The organism is Streptomyces sp. NPDC046831, from assembly GCF_040645305.1.
Taxonomy (GTDB): Bacteria; Actinomycetota; Actinomycetes; order Streptomycetales; family Streptomycetaceae; genus Streptomyces.
On sequence record NZ_JBEYXZ010000072.1, the window covers coordinates 1 to 4,309 of the forward strand.

The following is a 4,309-nucleotide window of genomic DNA, read 5'->3' on the forward strand; positions in this document are numbered from 1 at the left end:
CACGGCCACCCCACCCACTGGCACCACCCCCAACCCACCACCCCACCCCACCACCTCCCCACCTACCCCTTCCAACACCACCGCTACTGGCTGGACGACGCGGCGACCGGGGGGAATCCGGAGAGTCTGGGGCTGCACGCCACTCGGCACCCGTTGCTGGGCGCGGCGACGACGCTCGCCGAGGGGGACGCGCTACTGCTGACAGGGCGGATCTCGGCGCGCACCCACCCGTGGCTGGCCGATCACACGCTGGACTCGACGCCTGTCCTGCCGGGCACTGTGCACCTGGACCTCGCGCTGCACGCGGCGCAGTTGCTGGACGGGCTGACGGTGGGGGCACTGGAGCTGGGTGCGCCGCTCACGCTTCCGGCGTCCGGCGGTCTCGATCTGCAGCTGGCCGTCGGCCCGCCGGGGCAGGACGGGCGGCGGGAGCTCGCCCTGCACGCTCGTCCGTTCGACGACGACACGGCCGACTCGGATCCGCTGCGGCGGCCCTGGACGACGCATGCGACGGGTGTGCTCACGCCGCCCGCCGCGCTCCCGCCGGACCAGGCGGTGTGGCCGCCCGCGGGCGCCACGCACACCGGCCCCGAGGACGTACGGGAGCGGCTCGCGGAGCTGGGGCTCCTCCCGGGGCCCGCATTCGACGGGCTGCGTGCGGTGTGGCGGGAGGCCGACGGCACGGTCCACGCGGAGGTGGTGCTGCCGGACCAGGACGACACGGACGCCGCCCGGTTCGGGGTGCATCCGGCGCTGCTCGCCGCCGCACTGCAGCCCGTGCTCGCCGGCGCGGGCGAGCCGCCCGTACTGCCGGCTTCCTGGCGGGACGTGGCGCTGCACGCCGTCGGGGCCACCGCGCTGCGGGTCTCGCTCACCCGGCACGGTGATGGTTACGCGCTCGCCGCGTACGACGCCCAGGGCGCCCCCGTCCTGACGGCCGCAGCACTCACCCTCGCCCCAGTGGCGAACACTGGTGCGCGGGCCGTGAGCGGAGTGCGGGCCGACTGGTTGACCGCGCTCGACTGGCCCGAACTCGACCTGAACGAGGACGAATTGGTGCAGGAGGCGGCCTCCTGGGCCGTCATCGGTGACCCGGTGCCGGGTATCGGGGCCACGTCGTACGAGACGGTCGAGGCGTTCCTCGACGGCACTGCCGAAGCCGGCGCCCCGGCGTACGCGCTGCTGCCCGCGCCGTCCGCCACAGCCGTGCTGCCCGCGCTGCAGAGCTGGCTGGCCGACGAGCGGAGCGCGGCCACCCGGTTGGTGGTGCTCACCCGGCACGCCGTCACCACCCGCCCCGACGACGTACCGGACCTGGCGCCCGCGCCGGTGTGGGGTCTGGTGCGGGTCGCGCAGTCCGAGCACCCGCACCGCGTCGCCCTCGTGGACCTCGACGGGGACGCCGGGTCGCTGCGCGTACTGCAGTCCGTGGTCGCCTCGGGCGAGCCGCAGGTCGCCGTACGGGCCGGGGTCGCGTACGTGCCGCGGCTGACCCGGCTGGACGACGAGGACCTCGGTGCCGGGCGCGCCGACGGCGAGGTGGCGGGCACGGTGCTGGTGTCGGGCGGCGGGGATCTCGCCGCGATCGTCGCGGCCCACGCCGTCACGGAACTGGGCGCGCGCCGCCTGCTGCTGCTCGGCACCGACGCCGACCTCGCCGACAGTCTCGTTGAGTTGGGTGCCGAGGTGATCGTGACGGAGGGCACGGCGGCCGATCGGGACGCGGTGGCCGCCGCTCTCGCCGCGCTGCCCGCGGAACAGCACCTGACGGACGTGATTCATGTCGCCGCCGAGGCGCCGACGGAGCTGCTGACCTCGCTGGAGCAGGGCTCGTTCACGGACAGTCTGGGCCGGGCGGCCGACGCCGCCTGGAACCTCCACGAGCTCACCCTGGGGCAGGATGTGGCGTCGTTCACCGTCCTGGCGCCCGAGGCGTCGGCGACGCTCGGCGGCACCGGTCTCGCGGTGGCCGCCGCGGTCGGCGCACAGCTGGACGCGCTGGCCCACCACCGGCGTGCCCTCGGCCTGCCCGCCCTCTCCGTGGCCTGGGGCCCGCGTGCCGAGGCGGCGGCCGAGGACGCCGGTGTGCGTGGCGGTCTCGCCCGGTTCGCGGCGGGGCAGAGCGCGGCGCTGTCCCGGCTCGCCCTGCGCTCCGCGCGGCCCGCCCTCGTCGCGGCCCGCTTCAACCGTCCGGCGCTCGCGACCTGGGCCGGGTCGGATCTGCTGCCGCCGCCGCTGCGGTCCCTGGTCCGTACCGTGCGCACCGCCGCGTCGGCGGGCGCCGCCGGAACGGGCACCTTCGCCGCCTCGCTCGCCCGCCTGCCCGAGCAGGAGCAGACGCGGGAACTCCTCGACCTGATCCGCGCCCAGGTCGGCGGCGTACTCGGCCTGTCGGGGTCCGACACCGTCGCGCCGGCCCGCGCCTTCAAGGACCTCGGTTTCGACTCGCTGACCGCGGTGGAGCTGCGCAACCGGCTGACCGCCGCGACCGGCCTCGAGCTGCCCACCACACTGATCTTCGACCATCCCTCGCCGCGCGCGCTCGCGGACTTCCTGCGCTCCGGGCTGCTGGGCCTCGGCGCCGACGCCGCTCCCGCCGCGCCGGGTCCGGGGGCGTACGACCGGGAACCGGTCGCGATCGTCGCCATGGCCTGCCGCTACCCGGGCGGGGTCCGCTCGCCGGAGGACCTGTGGCGCGTGGTCGCCGACGAGGCCGACGTGATCTCGCCGTTCCCCGACAACCGAGGCTGGGACCTGGACCGGCTCTTCGACCCCGACCCCGAGCACGCGGGCACGTCGTACGCGCGTGAGGGCGGGTTCCTGCACGACGCCGACCAGTTCGACCCGGCGTTCTTCGGGATCAGCCCGCGCGAGGCCACCAGCATGGACCCGCAGCAGCGGCTGCTCCTGGAGACGGCGTGGGAGGCGTTCGAACGGGCCGGCATCGACCCCGCGTCGCTGCAGGGCTCACGGACCGGTGTGTTCGCGGGCGTCGTCTACACCGACTACGGGTCCCGGGTCCGGCTGCCCGCCGACATGGAGGGCTACCTCGGCATCGGCAGCGCGGGCAGCATCGCCTCCGGCCGTATCGCCTACACCCTCGGCCTGGAGGGCCCGGCGGTCACCGTCGACACGGCGTGCTCGTCGTCGCTGGTCGCCCTGCACCTCGCGGTACGGTCGCTGCGGCAGGGCGAGTGCGACCTGGCGCTCGCGGGCGGGGCGACGGTGCTCGCGAACCCCGACATCTTCATCGGCTTCAGCCGCCAGCGCGGGCTCGCCCGGGACGCCCGCTGCAAGGCGTTCGCGGCGGCCGCGGACGGCACCGCGTTCGGTGAGGGCGTGGGCCTGCTGCTGGTGGAGCGGCTCTCCGACGCCCGCCGCAACGGCCACCACATACTGGCCGTCGTGCGCGGCACCGCGACAAACCAGGACGGCGCCAGCAACGGCCTGACCGCCCCCAACGGCCCGTCGCAGCAGCGCGTCATCCGCGCCGCGCTCGCCGACGCGGGCCTGACCCCCGCCGACGTCGACGCGATGGAGGCGCACGGCACCGGCACCACGCTCGGCGACCCGATCGAGGCGCAGGCGATCATCGCGACGTACGGCCAGGAGCGAACCCCGGAACGGCCGTTGTGGCTGGGCTCGCTGAAGTCCAACATCGGGCACACGCAGGCCGCGGCCGGGGTCGGCGGCATCATCAAGATGGTCGAGGCACTGCGTCACGGCGTGCTCCCCCGCACCCTGCACGTCGACGAGCCGACCCCCCACGTCGACTGGTCGGCGGGCTCGGTCGAACTCCTCACGGAGGCGCGGGAATGGACCGCCGACGGGCGTCCCCGCCGGGCGGGTGTCTCGGGGTTCGGCATGAGCGGCACCAACGCCCACGTCATCATCGAAGAGGCCCCGCAGGAGCCGGAATCGGCCGGACGGTCGCCGTCGGAGTCGCGGGGCCCGGCGCCGTGGCTGCTGTCGGCCCATTCCGAGGCAGCCCTGCGCGCCCAGGCCAAGCGGCTGCGCACCTACGTCGACGAGCACCCGGGTCTCCACCCGGCGGACGCCGCCGGTCTGCTGGCCGAGGGGCGCACGACGCTGGACCACCGCGCGGTGCTGGTCCCCGACGACCGTACGGAGCTGCTGGCCGCGCTGGACGCGGTGGCGACGGACGCCGCGAGCCCGCTCGTGGTGCGCGGGACCCGGGCCGAGACCCTGGGGAAGACGGTGTTCGTGTTCCCCGGTCAGGGCTCGCAATGGGACGGCATGGCCCGCGACCTCCTCACCACCTCACCCGTCTTCGCCCACCACCTCACCC

General features: G+C 75.4%; 1 protein-coding gene. It reads left to right on the forward strand.

The genetic code is table 11. The features are described 5' to 3' along the window. Positions 1–4,309, forward strand: a 4,309-nt coding sequence (locus tag ABZ920_RS30390) for a type I polyketide synthase (RefSeq protein WP_361512051.1), incomplete at both ends; no start/stop codon positions are given.